The organism is uncultured Methanobrevibacter sp. (assembly GCF_937906425.1).
GTDB lineage: Archaea > Methanobacteriota > Methanobacteria > Methanobacteriales > Methanobacteriaceae > Methanobrevibacter.
In genome coordinates, this window is the sequence record NZ_CALCYR010000234.1 from 1 (window position 1) to 16,283 (window position 16,283).

General features: G+C 29.7%; 14 protein-coding genes. 13 read left to right on the top strand and 1 reads right to left on the bottom strand.

The genetic code is table 11. The features are described from left to right. Nucleotides 1-457: 457 nt before the first annotated feature. The 6 genes from Q0138_RS06715 (at nucleotide 458) to Q0138_RS06740 (ending at nucleotide 6,757) form a co-directional block, all read left to right on the top strand. Nucleotides 458-1,111, top strand: a complete 654-nt coding sequence (locus Q0138_RS06715; protein ID WP_297982391.1) for a delta 1-pyrroline-5-carboxylate synthetase — start codon at nucleotides 458-460, stop codon at nucleotides 1,109-1,111. Between the two features lie 116 nt (nucleotides 1,112-1,227). Continuing rightward, entirely contained in the window at nucleotides 1,228-1,389 is a 162-nt protein-coding gene (locus tag Q0138_RS06720) for a zinc finger domain-containing protein (RefSeq protein WP_067145415.1), read from the top strand. Nucleotides 1,390-1,530: 141 nt separating this feature from the next. After that, nucleotides 1,531-1,800, top strand: coding sequence for an elongation factor 1-beta (locus Q0138_RS06725; protein ID WP_297982395.1), 270 nt, complete (start codon nucleotides 1,531-1,533; stop codon nucleotides 1,798-1,800). A 629-nt stretch (nucleotides 1,801-2,429) separates the two neighbouring features. Beyond that, a complete protein-coding gene (locus tag Q0138_RS06730; RefSeq protein WP_297982399.1) occupies nucleotides 2,430-3,680 on the top strand; it encodes a tripartite tricarboxylate transporter permease in 1,251 nt (416 codons plus the stop codon). 169 nt (nucleotides 3,681-3,849) lie between these two features. Then, entirely contained in the window at nucleotides 3,850-5,334 is a 1,485-nt protein-coding gene (locus tag Q0138_RS06735) for a CpaF family protein (protein WP_297982402.1), read from the top strand. Nucleotides 5,335-5,860: 526 nt separating this feature from the next. Further along, on the top strand, nucleotides 5,861-6,757 hold the full coding sequence (locus tag Q0138_RS06740) for a type II secretion system F family protein (protein WP_297982405.1): 897 nt from the start codon (nucleotides 5,861-5,863) through the stop codon (nucleotides 6,755-6,757). A gap of 458 nt (nucleotides 6,758-7,215) precedes the next feature. On the opposite strand, the gene hmdC is transcribed toward Q0138_RS06740, so the two are convergent. Further along, complete coding sequence (gene hmdC / locus Q0138_RS06745; protein WP_297982408.1) at nucleotides 7,216-8,724, bottom strand: 5,10-methenyltetrahydromethanopterin hydrogenase cofactor biosynthesis protein HmdC; 1,509 nt, start codon at nucleotides 8,722-8,724, stop codon at nucleotides 7,216-7,218. A 780-nt stretch (nucleotides 8,725-9,504) separates the two neighbouring features. On the opposite strand from hmdC, the gene hmd reads away from it, so the two are divergent. The 7 genes from hmd (at nucleotide 9,505) to Q0138_RS06780 (ending at nucleotide 16,191) form a co-directional block, all read left to right on the top strand. Next, complete coding sequence (gene hmd / locus Q0138_RS06750; protein ID WP_297982411.1) at nucleotides 9,505-10,518, top strand: 5,10-methenyltetrahydromethanopterin hydrogenase; 1,014 nt, start codon at nucleotides 9,505-9,507, stop codon at nucleotides 10,516-10,518. A gap of 581 nt (nucleotides 10,519-11,099) precedes the next feature. Beyond that, nucleotides 11,100-12,101 (top strand): 5,10-methenyltetrahydromethanopterin hydrogenase cofactor biosynthesis protein HmdB, encoded by a 1,002-nt coding sequence (gene hmdB / locus Q0138_RS06755; RefSeq protein WP_297982415.1) that lies wholly within the window; start codon nucleotides 11,100-11,102, stop codon nucleotides 12,099-12,101. 80 nt (nucleotides 12,102-12,181) lie between these two features. Continuing rightward, complete coding sequence (locus Q0138_RS06760) at nucleotides 12,182-12,670, top strand: DUF3236 domain-containing protein (RefSeq protein ID WP_297982418.1); 489 nt, start codon at nucleotides 12,182-12,184, stop codon at nucleotides 12,668-12,670. Nucleotides 12,671-13,039: 369 nt separating this feature from the next. Continuing rightward, nucleotides 13,040-13,909, top strand: a complete 870-nt coding sequence (locus Q0138_RS06765; protein ID WP_297982421.1) for an SAM-dependent methyltransferase HcgC family protein — start codon at nucleotides 13,040-13,042, stop codon at nucleotides 13,907-13,909. A 41-nt stretch (nucleotides 13,910-13,950) separates the two neighbouring features. Next, the gene (locus tag Q0138_RS06770) at nucleotides 13,951-14,691 is read left to right on the top strand and encodes a Nif3-like dinuclear metal center hexameric protein (protein ID WP_297982423.1); all 741 of its coding nucleotides are present in this window, start codon (nucleotides 13,951-13,953) and stop codon (nucleotides 14,689-14,691) included. Nucleotides 14,692-14,880: 189 nt separating this feature from the next. Continuing rightward, nucleotides 14,881-15,525, top strand: coding sequence for a ThiF family adenylyltransferase (locus Q0138_RS06775; RefSeq protein ID WP_297982426.1), 645 nt, complete (start codon nucleotides 14,881-14,883; stop codon nucleotides 15,523-15,525). A gap of 60 nt (nucleotides 15,526-15,585) precedes the next feature. After that, on the top strand, nucleotides 15,586-16,191 hold the full coding sequence (locus Q0138_RS06780; protein WP_297982429.1) for a UPF0254 family protein: 606 nt from the start codon (nucleotides 15,586-15,588) through the stop codon (nucleotides 16,189-16,191). Nucleotides 16,192-16,283: the final 92 nt, after the last annotated feature.

Consider the following 16,283-nt stretch of genomic DNA (forward strand, 5'->3'; position numbering starts at 1 on the left):
TTGTTGATTTCGGCAACCTTGGATGACGCCGCCTTCATAGATTTTGCCGCACTTTTGTCTGTGACACTAACCCGGATGGTAATTGCGGTTCTGTCCTTTGGTGCAGATGTCAAACATTCGCCGTTCACACTTATTGTCCGGGGTTCGGCCATGCGGTTTATTGCACTCCATCCCAATACTAAAACGCACAGCGCACACGCGATTATTCCGATGGTTTTGTTATTCATTTACTCTCTCCCTTGGTTTTATTATTTTTTTGTTCCGTTTTTTTTATCCGAGTTTTTTCATTATATTTTTTTTATTTTATTTTTTTCATTAATTTTTCAATTTTTATTAAAAAATTCAAAAAATACTAACCTATATATAATGTAAAAAATAAATAATTAATAAATGCTATTTTTATAAGTATTTAGATTATTTAATTTTTATAAATTATTTGTCATTCAGTTTTGATAGTATGATTGAATGGGTTATTAAGATTGGTGGAAGTTTATTCCCAAATGAAGCTATTGAATTAGCAAAAAAGTTAAAAGGCCAAAAATGTTTAGTTATTGTTGGCGGCGGGGAATTTGCCAATCTCATTCGAAAATATGATGGAGAAATAGGATTTTCCCAGGATATTACTCATGAAACAGCTATAGATTCAATGGACATATTGGCTAAATTGCTGAATGATAAATTAGCATTTACAGAAATTAGTTATACTATTGATCAAGCAGAAAGTATAGCTGATTCCAATAAGATACCAATTATGATTTGTTCGAAGATATTGGCTGAGAATGAACCATTTAAGCATTCTTGGGATGTTACATCTGATTCAATTGCAGCTTATATTGCAAGCCTCTTGAATGCAAAACTTTTAATAGCAACAAATGTAAATGGTATATATACTAAAGATCCATCATTAAGTGGAGCAGAATTGATTAATGACATTGGTGTAAATGAACTACTGACTTTTGACGAATCATCAATAGATTTAATGTTGCCCACCCTTTTGATTGAGTATGGATTGGATTGTTATGTTGTAAATGGAAAAAATCCTCAATGGGTTCTATCCATAATGAATGATGATTTGGACAATCCATTTGATTGCACATTTATTCACAAATAACAATCAAGAATCTTTTTTAGAGGTAAAATATATTAAATTTATATTTATTTAATTTTAGATTTAATTGTAAATTTTAAATTAAAATTAAAATATTTGAAATATATTCGGTGATATATATGGAAAAAGTAAACTGTCAATCTTGTAAACAAGAAATACCATTAATTGAACCTTATGTTCAATTCAACTGTCCAGAATGTGGTAAACCTATCGCAAGATGTGAAAGTTGCCGTACTTTCGGCCACTCTTACAAATGCGAATGCGGATTTGAAGGACCATAAGTTTAATGGATTTTTTGTAAAAAGCAATCTTAATTTAAATTAGTTTTAACTTTTAAAAACGATTTAAGGGTTATGAAAACTAATTTTAAATTAATTTTTATTAAATTTATTAGAAATTATAAAATTTTCGGAGGAATGGTTATGGGAGAAGTTGTAAACACTTTAAAAGTAATGCCTGAAAGTCCTGAAGTAGATTTAGAAGCTTTAAAAGCAGCAATCACTGATGTAATTCCTGAAGATGCAGAATTACACGAAATTCAAGAAGAACCTGTTGCTTTTGGTTTAGTAGCTTTAAATGTTATTTTCATCGTAGAAGACGGTGAAGGTGGAACTGGACCTACTGAAGAAGCAATCATTGCACTTGAAGATGTTGCTAGTGCAGAAATCACTGATTCTAGAAGATTAATGTAAGTGTATTCTTTGAATCACTTATTTTTCTTATTTTTTTATTTTTTTTATTCAATTTTTATTTATCTATTTTTTTACTATTTTTTACTATTTTTTACTATTTTTATTTAATTTATTTTAGTTTAATCTATTTTTAGCTATCTAATTTAAATTTAAACTACTTTATAAATTTTAATTCAGTTTTTTAATGTTTTTTAGATTAAATTTTACCATTTAGATTAAATTTTTCAATATTTTTTTAAATTTACAAAAAAATTAAATTTTACAATTTAGATTAAATTTTTCAATATTTTTTTAAATTTACAAAAAAATTAAATTTTATCATTTAAATTAAATTTTACATTTTCCTTTTGTTTTTACTATTTTTTTAAAAATTCCTATTTTAAATCAATATTTTTGATTTAATTTAATTTTACACTTTTTTTATAATATTTACTTACCATATTAGGATTTATTTTATATATAAACAAATCTAATCTATTTATTGTATTGGAACTGCATTATGTGAAGATACAATTAATAAAAATTTAAATCTTTGAATTTTTTTAATAATTAGGTTATTTGAGTGGATTTTCTTTAGGTAATTTATTACTAAAGTTCATCGATTTATTTTTTTTATTGGCAGGTGGATCATGATTGATTTGGTAATTGCATGCTTTATAGGGATAGCTATTGGAACATGCACTGGTATGGTGCCGGGGATACATGTTAACACGGCTGGAGCCATTATGTTTGCTTCTTCTGCTTTTTTATTAAGTTTCCTTTCTCCAGAATTCCTTTGTGTTGTTATGGTGGCTATGTCAATAGCTCATGCACTTATTGAATTTGTTCCTTCCATGTTGCTTGGTGTTCCAGAGGAAGGTACTGCAAGTTCTGTTCTTCCAGGTCATAGGATGGTTTTAGAAGGTAGATCAAAGGAAGCAATTAGAATAGTTTCTGTAGGAGGTTTTGGAGCAATTGTTGTCGTGATTTTGATGTTGCCCATTTTTGCTGTAGCATTGCCCTTTTTACAAAACATTTCCAAACCTTACACTTGGATGATTTTATCCGTTGCTTCTGTGTTGATGATTTATAAGTTGAGCAATGGCAGACTTGCATTTTTTTGGTCAATGCTTCTATTTATTTTGTCTGGGATATTAGGTTGGGTCATGCTTCAAACTCCTATATCTTCCGGAATTTCTTTAATGTGTACGTTTAGCGGTCTTTTTGGAATAAGTACAATTTTATTCAGTTTAAATGACAGTTCTTCCATCCCACATCAAAATAAATTTTATGACTTTGAAATAGATATGGATACAATAAAAAGTATTTTCGCTGGAGGGACTGCTGGAGCAATTTTAGGTTTTTTACCGGGTTTTGGACCTGCTCAGGGAAGCATTATTGCTCAAGGTGCCTGTGGGACAAGCGATGATGGGGATGACACTAAGAATTTCCTTCTTGCAAATAGTGGTTTGAATACTTCAGATACCTTATTTTCATTAATTGCTATTTATCTGATAGGAAATCCCCGAAGCGGAATTGCTGTGTATATGTCCTATTTGATTTCGGAATTTACAATAGCGCACTTGATGATTTTCACATTCTCTTCATTAATCGCAGTTTCAATATCCTTGATGATTTGTTTAAAGCTAGGTGATAGTTTTTCAAATCTCATGCAGGGAGTGGATTATAAAAAACTTTCAATAGGAGTTATTCTCTTAATGATTGTGATTTTGTATGTTTTTGCATTTCTTTATGAAGCTCCCGTACTTTATTTAACTCTTGGTCTAATTACATCAACCGCTATGGGTTTGTTACCTCATTATTTGGGAGTAAGTAAATCCCATTTAATGGGGGTTTTAATTCTTCCAGCTATTATAATCTACATGCAGATGTTTATTTAAACGATTTTTGTTGTTTTAGTAGTTTTTATAAGTTTTATTAGAAGTTTATTGTTGGTTTTATTAGTTTTATTAGTAATTTAATAGTCTTTATTGGCTTTTTATTAAGTGTTTATAGTTTTATTAGTTTATTATCTTGGTTTGATTTTTATTCTTAATTTTTGGTGATATTATGAAGGGCAATAAAAAATATGAAGTGGCTAAATTTAATTTTACAGAGGATGAAAAAGAGGTCTTGGAAGAATTGAGAGAAAGCCTAATCGATTTGGCCGTTTCTCAAAACATGTCCTCATTTAATGAAGATCTGATTTTAAATGATATTCGTATTTTTTTGGATAATCGATTGTTTTCCAATCCTAATTATGCTCCGGGAAATTCTGTGTTTAATCGGAATCTTCCTTATCATATTAATCCTACAGAATCCGATAATGAATGGAGGGACATTCAATTAAGGGATAAATACAAGAGCCAATTGGCTAAAAACATGCTTCAGGAATTAATTGGATTTGGGGAAATAAGCAATTTAATTGAAGATGATGATTTGGAGGAGATAATGGTTATAGGAGTTAATAAGCCAGTATTTGTTTATCATAGGGAATATGGTATGATGGAAACAGATTTGGTATTTAGGCAGGATTCGGAAATTCTAAACATCATTGATTCAATAGCCCGTAAGTCCAACAGAAGAATAGATCAGCAGTCTCCAATATTGGACACTCGATTGGATGACGGTTCACGTGTAAATGCAACCATTCCTCCACTTTCAGCAGATGGCCCTACAATTACAATACGAAAATTTAAAAAGAATCCATTGACTATAGTTGACCTTATTAAGTATAATACCTTAAATACTGAAATTGCTTCATTTTTATGGCTTTCAGTTGATGGTTTAGGGGTAAAACCTGCAAATATAATCGTTTCAGGTGGAACAAGCTCTGGAAAGACCACATTGTTAAATGCATTATCAATATTCATAAATCCTAAGGAAAGGATTATCAGTATTGAGGATACATTGGAGCTTCAAATTCCCCATAAGCATATCCTAAGAATGGAGGCAAGGACAGTCAATATTGAAAACCAGGGAGAAATAACAATTGAGGATTTGGTAAAGAATTCCCTAAGGCAAAGGCCGGATAGAATTATTGTAGGTGAGGTTCGTGGTAGAGAGGCAATTACCTTATTCACTGCACTTAATACAGGCCATTCAGGATTTGGCACACTTCATGCAAATAATTCAAGAGAAACTATTACAAGATTAACAAATGCTCCGATGTCCGTTCCTAAAATAATGATCAGTTCAATTGATTTCATCATTATGGAAAAAAGAATTTATAGATCCGATGGAATTTCATATAGGAGAATCACTGAAATTGCTGAAGTTGTTGGGATTGAGGAAGGCACCATTCAATTAAGCAAACTATTTCAGTGGGACAGTGAAAATGATGAATTTAAAAATTTGACCATTTTAAGTAAGACCCTTGAGGAAATGGCTAATTTAAAGGGTGTTAGTATGGCTTACATTAATGAGGAATGGGAAAAAAGAAAAATGATTTTAAATTATTTGGTCAGAAACAATATTTCTTCACAGGAGGAAATATCCAAAATCCTTGAAGATTATTATAATAATTCTGATTTTGTCTTGGATAGGATTTCTTGATTGAATTGCTTAATTTTAAAATTTATTTAATGTTTTTTTTGTTTGATTGGGTTTATTTTTTAATTTTATTCTAATAGTATTTTTATTTTAAAATGGAGGTTTATGCTTGTCCGATTTTTTTCTAGCTTTCACTAATTACATTTTTAAGATTTTTTCATTTTTCATTGACTTCTTCATTGGATTGTTGGAAAAGTTTGATTTTAATCAAACTAATGGTGATAGTTTAGATGATAAGTATGAATATGATGATAAGGAAAGATGGTTTTCTAAAAATAATGGTGAAAAAAACTTATTTTCTAAAAATGATAATGAAAAAAGTTTATTTTCTAAAAATGATGGTTTAAATAAAGATAAAATTATAACTAAAAATAACTCTAAAAATAATTCTAAAATTAATTCTAAAATTAATTCTAAAAATGGAATTGAAAATAATAATATAAATAAAAATAAAAAGTCAAATAATTCAAGTTTATTGTCTAATTTTAATTTTAATCAAGTTTTCAAAAGCGAAAGTTTTTTTGAGGATTTGGAAAAAAGGTATTATGATTCTGAAATTTTTAATGTCTCTCCAATCAATTCTCCTCTTCACTTTCAATCTCAAAGCCCTGAATCTAATGGGGATAAGAGCAATTTCTTAAGTGGCCATAAATTTAATTTTATTCCAAAAGTCCTTGCTCTTTTGTCCAAAAGGGGAATTGTGGATTTAAATTCCTTTAATTCAATACTTCGATTAATATTGGTTTTGGCTATTGGGTTTCTTTTCATTGATTTTTTAATAATTGCATTCATTTCCTTTGAATTGGGAATTGCAGCATTAGTTTCATTTTTCATGATTTTAGTATTCATTTTCTATTATCCTCACATTAAAAAGGAAAACAAATATTCATCTATTTCTAAGGAACTTCCATATGCCTTAAGACATTTGTCAACAGAATTGAGGGCAGGTAAAAGTTTATTTGATTCTCTCGATTCAGTTGCCACCTCTGATTATGGAGTATTGTCTGAAGAGTTTTCAAGGGTTCTGGAAGAGATCAAATATGGTGAAAGCACAGAAAATGCCTTTTTAAATCTTGAAAAAAGGGTTGGTTCAAATGCATTATCAAGGGTGATTCGGGAAATTCTGGCAAGTTTAAGGGTCGGATCTAACTTGTCAAATTCATTGAACATAATTGCTGAAGATGTTAATTTTGATATTCGAATGAAATTAAAGGAATATAGTGAAAAATTAAATGCATTCATTATGATTTATACCTTTTTAGCTATTTTGGCACCTGTTATAGTTTTGACAATGCTGCTTGCTGCATCTGTTGTAATCGGTGATTTGGTTCCTGGCGATTTGGTTTTAATACTGTATGGATTGTTTTTCCCTATGATTATCATATTTTTAGCATTTATGATAAAAAAATTAGAGCCTAAAATTTAATCTCTTAATTGTAAAAAAACTGATTATTAAGTCTGACCTATTCATTTTGTAAAAAAAGTTAATTAAAAAGCCAGTCTCTTCATTTTGTAAAAAAAGTTAAGGTTTTAGATTTATTTCCGCATTTAAAAAGTTCTTGCTTGAAATTTTGATTTTATTGTTTTTTTTAAAAAAATTAGTTATTAATTGAAAATGCTATTTTAAACATTTTATCGTTTAAATTTGCATAAAATAAATAAGAACAATGATTTAGGGTGACACATTGTTCTTATTGTTTAAAGAGCAATTATTTTTTTTATTTGAGCGATGAATTTCTCCTTAAACAATTTTTATTTTATATATTATCATATAAAAAGTTTATTACTTTTTTTTAAAAAAGTATTATTTATAATGTCTATTTTCAAATTTTAGTATTATTCTTAAATTTGATAGATTCAACAATACTTAATTCAGCAATAAACTTAGATAATACTTATTGCATGAGGAATCTTATTTTTAATAATATTGTGTATTTTTGGAATTGTTGTAGTTATAATTGATTCTTTTGCAATCTGGCCACTGGTTTTATCATTCTCATGTCCTTTGATGATTGTGGCATTCAATTCCTCCTGTAAATTATTTACACTAACGTTTTCAACCCATGGGTTGCTGTCAGTTATGATAATTTCATCAATTCCTCTTTTGTCTAATTCTTTAGCTACAAGCCATGAAACGAATCTGCCACCATGCAATGAAACGGAATTTCCTTTTACGGAATCTGCAATTTCATTTAATGTGATTGGCAAGTTCATTTCCTTATACATTTTGGAATTTTGAATGGTTGCCCAATGGGCATCTCCAATAGCGAAAGATCCTATTGTTTTTGGATAAATGTTTTCAGGTCCTGCAAGTTTTACTGCATGAGTTAATGCTAACAGCTCTTCTCTTTGCACAGGAACTCTTGTTGGTCCTGTTGGGATTTCCTCATTCATGATTTTTAGAATCCTTGGAAGGCCGAATTTTCCTCTTCTGGCAGTGCCAGGTTCAAAACCACACATATATCCATGGTGATTTTTAGGGAAACCTGTTATGATTACATTAAGTCCTGATCTAAGGCCTGCTCTACATTCGCTTTCGTAAGCTCCATTTGTTGCAACTACTTTTCCAGGGCATAGGACTCTGCTCATTGCTATTGTTTTTGCAAAACTTTCATTTGTGTTTTCGCATCTGTTAAATGGTCCGCCTTCTATAACAAAAACATCTACTCCCATTTCAATGGCTTTTTTAAATCCGGTTATGAGTTCATCATATCCGTCACCAACAAACATTATCGCTTCAAGGCCTTTTCCATATTTTTTAGCTAAGTTCGCTAAATCCTCTGCTTCTTCAAGAGGTGCTGCATGCCCGTCTCCACATTGTTCGCTTGTTAGGTTGATAGCGACGGATGAAGATAACTGCACCCAAGTTTCCTTATCTGCCTCTTCCCCTTTCTCTTTGTCTGTTAATCTTTCATGAATCCTTCCTCTTGGACATTCTGTAAAGCTCGGTCCATTATTATAGCAGTCCCCTCCACAGCCTACAATCTGTTTAGGAAATCTCATGGCACCATATTTCCCAAAGTGGTCAAGGTCTAATGGAACGTCTGTAAGATTGTAAACTTCTTCCATTATTTCCACGCCTCTTTGACCATATTTTTCAGCTATGTCTGAAAACGCATAAGCGCAAATGTGTATAGGCGCTCCAATCATATTTGCAAGTTGGCAATTTCCAAATAAATCTATTTTCTCTAAATCGGAAGCGCATGTCCCTACAACTATTTCAGTTAAGTCACATCCTATGGGGAATTTTTTAAATCGTGTACCTAATTTCATAGTGTCTTCCAGACTTAATTCAGATATTGCATCCACTACTGATTCAACATCTTTTTTAGCTTTTGCCAGTTCAAGGGCACTATCGTCATTATTGATAGATTCTTTTATAAGTTCGTACATTTTTTACCTCTTTTTTGCTATTCTCCATTCTTATAAAATTAATTCTCTCCCTATATTAACTAAATTCTTATTTCCATTTATGAGTTGGAGGTATATCTTTCTTTTTATCTCAGGATTTTCAGATAATTTTTATAATTTTTTTTGTCTGTTGAAAACCTATTTTAAGAATTTAATTTATTTATTTTAATCCCTTATTTTAGAAAATTTTTATAAAAATTTTTAGGATTTCAACAAAGAATTTTTTTTAATTTTTATATACCAATGATTAAATATATAAACCATTAAATAAATAAATTTTGTTATACCTAAATACTCTTATTAATACATAAATCGATTAAAGAATTTATGTAAAAGTATATATGTTTATTACAATATATATAATAATACTACTTTGTTAAAAAGTATTACTAAATATTCTAAAAATGGGTTTTATTATTACTTCTTTCGAGTATCATATTATCTAATATAAATTCATTGTCTGAAGTAAATCACCTTTTTTATAATATATAAAATTAAAGTTAGAAAATTATCGATTTATGTGTTATAATCATTTAGGTATCTTGGGATAATACCTTAATTTAATTTATTTAAATGGTGTGGTATTAGTTTTATAATTCTTTAATGATATGTGAATTTAATTTTTATTCCTTTATATTGTAACGAATTCATTGAATCTAATCCTTTTAAATAAGATTATGGTTGTTGTTCTAAAATTAGAATTTTTATTCTAGTTTCTTGAATTTTTTTTTAACAGAGTAGTAAATTTAAGGAGATTTGAAAATGAAAGTAGCAATTTTAGGTGCTGGCTGTTACAGAACTCACGCAGCTAGTGGAATTACAAATTTTTCTAGAGCTTGTGAAGTTGCAGATTTAACTGGAAAAGAAAACATTTCAATGACTCACTCAACCATTGAAATGGGTGCTGAACTTTTAGAATTAGCTGGAGTAGACGAAGTTGTAGTATCTGACCCAGTATTTGATGGAGAATTTACTGTAGTGGATGACTTTGACTATGCAGAAGTAATAGCTGCACACAAAGCAGGCAACCCTGAAGATGTAATGCCAGCAATCAGAGCAAAAGTAGGAGAATTAGCTGAAACAATCCCTAAACCATCCAAAGGTGCAATTCACTTCACTCACCCTGAAGATTTAGGTATGAAAGTAACTAGTGACGACCGTGAAGCAGTAGCTGATGCAGATTGGATCATGACCTGGTTACCAGAAGGAGGTATGCAACCTGCTATTATCGAAAAATTCGCAGATGTAATTAAAGATGGTGCAATTGTAACCCACGCATGTACTATTCCTACTCCTGGATTAAACAAAATCTTTGAAGATTTAGGAAAAGACGTAAATGTAGCTTCATACCACCCAGGTGCTGTACCTGAAATGAAAGGTCAAGTATACATTGCAGAAGGTTTCGCTGATCAAGCATCTATCGACACTTTATTCGAATTAGGTCAAAAAGCAAGAGGATCCGCATTCACCTTACCTGCAAACATGGTAGGTCCTGTATGTGATATGTGTTCCGCAGTAACTGCAATTACTTACGCAGGTCTTTTATCTTACAGAGACACCGTAACTCAAATTTTAGGTGCTCCTGCAGGATTTGCACAAAGTATGGCTAATGAAGCATTAACTAATGTAATTAAATTAATGCAAGATGAAGGTATCGACAAAATGGATGATGCTTTAAACCCTGGTGCATTATTAGGTACTGCTGACTCCATGAACTTTGGACCATTAGCTGAAATTGTACCTACTGTCTTAGAATCTTTAGGAAAAAGAGAATAAATTTTATAACTTTATAAGTTATAATTGTTGAAATTAGCTCATTGAACTAGTTTTAACAACCAAAAACTAAAGAAATTAAATTAAATATGCATTAATCTTGTGAATCTTTGCTTTAATGCTATTAATTTAATTCTTTAGTATATCACATTAAATAATAAGTTATTATCTAATAGAAAATTTCTAATGGCAAACAGCTGTTAGAAAATTTTATCTATGATCCCTATGGATAGAATATAATAACAAATTATCTAATAATTAATTATTTGTTTAATTTATTATATAATAATTATTTATTTTTTAGTTTTTTTTATTTTTTTTAAAACTATATTTTTTGGATTGTTTTAGGGGATTAGGTAGTTTCTTATTTTTTATATTTGCTTAGTGTAATCAGATTAATATTTTATTATTCGAAAATTTTTATGATTTTCGTATTTTGGTTAATGTAATCAGATTAATATTTTATATATTGCAAATTTGTTTGGAGATTTTTTAAAATATTAATCTAATTATTTTAATTTTAATTTTTAATTTTAATTTTTAATTTTAATTTTTAATTTTTTATAAAGAGTTAAGGTGTTAACTTGATAGAATCTATCTTGGAAAAAGCTAAAAATAGAGAAAAATTGAGTAAAAATGAATTAATTCAATTATTTGAAATAGATGATGAGGAGAATTTAAAGAAATTATGCAAAATCGCTTCAGATATTCGTAATGAGTCCTCTGATTTGATTAAATTAACATCCACTATTCATCTTACAAATAAATGTCAAGTTCAGCCAAGATGTAAATATTGTGGATTTGCTGCTAAAACTTCATCTGCAGGTTATTATGATTCATTTTATAAATCCGATGAGGAGATACGTTCAGCAGCTTATTGTGTAGAGAAATCAGGCATTCCTAGAATAAGCTGCTCTGGAGGACATGGTTATAAGGGCAAACAGGCTGTTAATGCTGCAAAGATTGTCAAGGGCGAAACCTCGCTTGAAATTTTGGTTAATGTGGGCGCTGACTTAACTCAGGAAGCCGTTGACGAGTTAAAGAAATATAATGCAGATACTGTTTGCTGTAATTTGGAGACAATTAATGAAGATGTGTTTAATTTTGTTAAGCCTGGTGAAAACTTATCTGACCGTATAAACATATGCCGAATGGTGTCTGATGCAGGCATAGGCTTATCTTCAGGATTATTGATAGGCATTGGAGAGTCTTATGCGGACAGGGTTGAGCATCTATTGTTTTTAGGAACTTTTGACAGTTTGGAAGAAATTCCTATAATGGGATTTAACCCTTATGCAGATACTCCTATGGAAAATCACCCTCCATGTTCAATTGAAGAGCAATTAAAGACAATTGCTATTACAAGGATTATGTATCCGAATATTAGAATTACCGTTCCTACACCTACAATCGGTCCGAAAAATGTGGAACTTCCTCTTCTTGCAGGAGCCAATAATTTGGCTACAGTTATTCCTGAGGATTATCCTTTGGTTGTAAAGGGAGTAGGATCTCCAAGTTACGGAAACTTGCATGAGGTTATTTCTGTTGTTGAAGACTTAGGACTTGAAGTTCAGCTTCATGCCTAATTATTTTTTCATTTTTTTATTATTTTTTCATTGTTTTTTACTAAATTCTTAGTTTTAATATATTTTAAATAGGGGATAATATGGCCTTTGAGGAAAGTATTAGAAAAGCTTCCATTCAATCTTACGAAGGAACCCGTAAGGGGGATACTGAAGAGGAGATTATTGAAATTCAGAACTTTATTCGCAATGCAAGGATTGTAGTTCCTAATAAAAACGGCATTAAAGTGGAAGTTATAAATGAGGTCCTTAAAAGATTTGACATTCCTCCTGCAGAATATTTGCATGTCAATACCAATTATGCAGATTTCAGTAGAACTCCTGCCATATCAAAGGCTATGATAGCTATTGACCAGTCTGATGCAGATTTGGTAATTGCAAGAGGACGTTTAGGAATTCCAGGATCTGGATCTTTTTTAGTTTTTATGGATAATAAATCCAGAATTTTAACTGCAGCTTCTTCTCCGTCTCATATTATTCATCATCAATCATTAGAAGAAACTGTTTATAAGGAAACTTTAGAAGCTTTAAAGAAAGTTGGATTTAAAGAAAATGAAGATAATTTGGATTAATTCGGATAATTTTAAAGAAATGGAGATATAGGTTAATTTGGATAATTTTAGAGGAAAATGGAGATATGGATTAATTTGGATAATTTTAGAGGAAAATGGGGATATAGGTTAATTTGGATAATTTTAGAGGAAAATGGAGATAATTTGGTTTAATCTAGATTAAATTTATATGCATATATAAAAATGAAAAAAGATAATAATTAAAATTGATTAATTTTTTATTAGCTAATTATTCGTTTGCATTTTTTTATTAGCTGTTTTTTATTTTTTTATTAGCTAATTATTCGTTTGCATTTTTTTATTAACTGTTTTTTATTTAGATAACTTTTATAATTAATTTATAATTAAAATTTAATTTTGATGATTCAAATGAATAAAAATGAAGTTGATACGGGGATAAGTTCAGAAGTTTTCACTATTAAATCAGATTTTAAATTGATGGACATTTTCAATTTGATCTTAAAAAAGAAAGCGGATGCTGTCTTAGATTTATTTAAGGATTTATTAAACGATGAAATAATCAATAAAGAAAGTTCAATTATAATTATAGGGACTTATTTTACAGGAATAGCTATTGCAAAGTATCTTTCAGCAAATGGCTTTAAGAATATTGCTGTCGTTGACATTTATCCCCATTTGGAAGGATTTATTGATTCTCCTTTAGGAAATCCTATAGACTCTAATGGGATATTCATTGGAGATAATGAATGCTCTTTGGAAAGATTTAATGAAGATATAAGATTTTCTTCTGATTTGGATTTAATAAAGAATTCCGATATCGTTATTGATACTACTGGTTTAGGAGGAATAAATGAATCTCAGTCAAAATCCATTAATTCTAAGGTTTTTTTAATTGAAGATCCTATTGCAGAGGATAATGATGTTCTTTTAAGGAATAAAAACAATATTTATTCCCGTGTAGAGTTGGTCAATTCAGATAATAAGTTTGTTTTAAAAACATTTGGTTTAAATACAAAAACTTCAGGAACTATGACTTTTGCAATAGATATCTTAAGACAATCCATGAATAGTATTTTATCTAAGGAAGGTGTTCTTTATTGCTCATCTGAAATGACTTTTTATGAGGAAATCATTTTTAAGCAAAAGGATTTGGATAAGTTTTTCAGTTTGATAGAGAATCCTGTCCTTAAGGTTTCAACCATTTCCATATTTAGCTGTGATGAGCTTATAAGAGAGTTTATTGATAAAATTCACTCAGAGATTTTGGATGTGGGATAATATGTATTCAAATAATTTTTTTAATGTTTTGGGCGATTAGGATGTGTGATATTATGTATGCAAATGATATTTTCAATATTTTAGATGAATTGGTTCCCCGCCATTATGCTTTAAAAGAGGATAAGATAGGCTATTTTGGAAAAACTTATGACAATTCAGAAATAAAAAATATTAAAATCTTAATGGACCTCCTGCCTGAGGATGATAATAATTTTGAAAAAGGAGATTTGGTTATTGCCCATCACCCTCCATTGTTCATGCCTAAGACTCCAACATATGTAATTCATTCTAATTGGGATGTTATTCAAGGTGGGGCAAATGACGCTTTAGCTTATTATTTGGGATTAAAGCCTATTTCTATTTTTCATAAAAAAACTGGAATAGGCAGGATTTGTTCTTCTTCTAAGACATTGGATGAATTTTTAGCATTGGCTTGCTATAAATTCGGGTCTGAAAATATAAGGTTAGTTAATGATGATGATTTTGATAAGACATTAAGGAAGATAGCTATTGTTTCAGGTTATGGATTAAGCAATGCTGAGTTTATTAAATTAGCTAAGGACAGGTCTGTTGATGCATTCTTATCTGGCGATTTAAATCATTCAAATGCTATTTTAGCTAAAAGATTGGGAGTAACTTTAATCGATATTTCACATCATATTATAGAGGTTCCAGGTCTCTTTGCTCTCAATCAATTGTTAAAGAATAATGAAAAAATTGATCTTCCTATAGAAATGATTGATAGAGGTGTTCCTTGGAAATACGTTTCAGCAGATTTTTAATTGTATAAAATCGTTTAAATTACTTATTTTAAGATTTTTTAAGTTTTAAAGCTTTTATAATCTTTATCTTTTAGTTTTTGTTTAAGTTTTTAAGTTTTTTAAGCTTTTATCTTTTAGTTTAAGTTTAAGTTTTTGTTTAAGTTTTTAATTTTATAATTTATTTAAAGTAATATTTGTATTGGTGTAAACATGATTCAAGAGATGGAAAATAATTTAATTCCTAAGGGGAGCATAGATTTAGTTGGTTTTGGTAGATTAGGATTAAGAACAGGTATAAACCTTATTCAGATTCACAGAGGCGGGCCTTCAAAAATCACAGTTTTTGATGGACAGAAAATTTCAGAATCTGATATAATTTTTTTACTTAAAGGTGCAAAGGCAGGAACATACAAATCTGATTTTTTAAAAGAGCTTTCCACCCATCCTAAGGATTTTAGAGAAGTCGTATCCATAACTGAAGATATTTCTGATGATAATATTGATTTGATAACTGGGGATGTTGTTGTTATTGAAATAGCTGGAGGAAATACCATACCTACTGCAGCTAAAATTATAAAAAAAGCTCATGAAAACGGTTCTAAAACAATAGGAACTGCAGGAATTTTCGGCATTGGGGATGAAGAAATTGTTGTAAAGGATATTTCTGAATTTGATAATTCCAATCCTGCAATTGAAGAATTGAGAAAAGAGGGAATTGAAAAAGACCATTTAATCATTAGCACAAACAGGTTTATCCGTGATGCAATGCCTATAACTCCTTATGTTTTGGATGATATTGCCAATATCATTACAAAAGAAGCATTAAAATTATTAATTCAAAAGAATAATGAATGATATTTGATTGTTCAATCCCATAATTTTAATGTCTATTCTATTTTTTTATTGGGTGTTTTTGTGATTACTATTGCTACTGCTGAATGTTTTACTCACGGGATTTTAGCTCATGAAATACATGCTATTGCTCAGGATTATGAATTGGATTTTGCATCCTCTTACTGGGATTTAGTTAATGAGGTTCAAAAAGACTGCTTAAAGGATGCAATTTTAGAAGATAAATGTTCAATTTTTGATTTGAATGAGCTAAGTGTAACATGCGGTTTTTTTATTCCTACATTGGATGCTGTAAAGTCTATTTTAAAAATAGAAAATCCTGTAGAGCCTTTAGAATTAATCAAGGGAATAAAGGTTTATGATGATGAGGGCGATAAGAAAATGTCAATCTTAATGGCAGAAGCTGCAAAAAAATTAGCTAATTCCTCTATAGGTATTGGCACAACCGCAGGCATTGGTTATGGAGGTATTGCTATTGTGGATGATGATGTGATTATAAGCACATCTTCAGATGTAAGTGCAGATTTAACAGGGGATGATTCTAATAATTTATACCTTCGTCAAAAGAGAGGAATAGAAAAAACTTTAAAGATCTTAATCTATTTTTTAAATGGTAATTTTGATAGGATTAAGTCATTTGATGATGTGGAGATTATCTATAAAAAATAAGATTTCTGTTTTTAATTTATTTTTTAACATAATTTATAAAAATATAAATTATGTTAAAAAATAAATTAAAAACAGAAATCTAAAAAATACAT